Source organism: Psychrobacter sp. 1Y4 (assembly GCF_051847555.1).
Genome location: NZ_JBPYDE010000127.1, coordinates 1 through 1,114, shown reverse-complemented (window position 1 = coordinate 1,114; position 1,114 = coordinate 1). Strand labels below are relative to the sequence as shown.

General features: G+C 43.0%; 1 pseudogene. It reads right to left on the bottom strand.

What is annotated here, in order from left to right:
- Nucleotides 1-631, bottom strand: a pseudogene (locus ACS8FC_RS14710) (acetate kinase); the annotation flags it as partial.
- Between the last annotated feature and the right edge of the window lie 483 nt (nt 632-1,114).

Sequence of the window (1,114 nt, the reverse complement as noted above, 5' to 3'; positions counted from 1 at the left end):
GTGGGCCTTTTGCCTCGGTGATTTGGCTGGCACGTTCTGAGACATAGGCGTGAGACGTACCATGAAAACCATAGCGACGAATTTTATGCTCTTCGTATAGGTATTTTGGCAACGCATAGCGAAAAGCAACGGGCGGCATGGTTTGGTGAAAAGCGGTGTCAAACACCACCACTTGTGGCATATCAGGATAGATCGCCTGAACCGCTTCGATACCTAGGGCGTTTGCAGGGTTGTGTAGCGGAGCTAGTATCTTGAGGCGCTTCACTTCTGCTAATGCATGCTCGTCAACGCGAACAGCTTTAGAATATTCGCGACCACCATGTACCACACGATGACCGACGGCGATGAAGTGGTACTGCTCTAGTAGCTCAAGGATTTTTTGTAGTGCCAGCTTATGGCGACCACCAGGGATAGAGATTTCAAGTTTTTCACCGTTTAGGGTCGTGTGTTTAATACGGGCAGTATCGAGACCTAGGTTTTCGGCAAGACCGGTGATACGAGTAGAGTTGTCATCGCTAATCAACGCGTATTTGATGGAAGACGAGCCGCAGTTTAAAACCAAAGTTGGGCTAGTCAGGGTTGATGTTTCAGAGTTCTTATCATCAAAAGTGGTCGTTAGGCTGGCGCTCATACTCTATCCTTAGATTGGTTTTTATATGTGGGTTTTTATAGGTGAAAAATCATCATATCGTCAGATTACTATGATAAAAATGACACTGACATCGCATCGTGTTCATATTAAGGTGATGATAGATTGATCGTGTTTAACACAAAATTAGCCATATCCATGCTGATCTATCAAACAAGTATATGATCGATCTTAGTCATACTGAGGCTGATGGTTGTATCTTATTACTATATAGCAGTACCGCCGAATCGCAGGCCTGCGCCTCATCATAGCCGTAAGGTCGCGGTATAATGTAACATATTTTTGTAGCTATACCGCGATAACGGTAAGGTTTAAAATTGGTGTCTATCAAGCGTTCAAAATATTGGTACATCTGTTATAGCTAATGGCTCCTAGAGACTTTAGTCATCGATTATGGGCTGTTGTAGAGCAACCTTATAAATATCAAAAATTGTAAGAAATATTGTCTAAATACCTATCAGACAT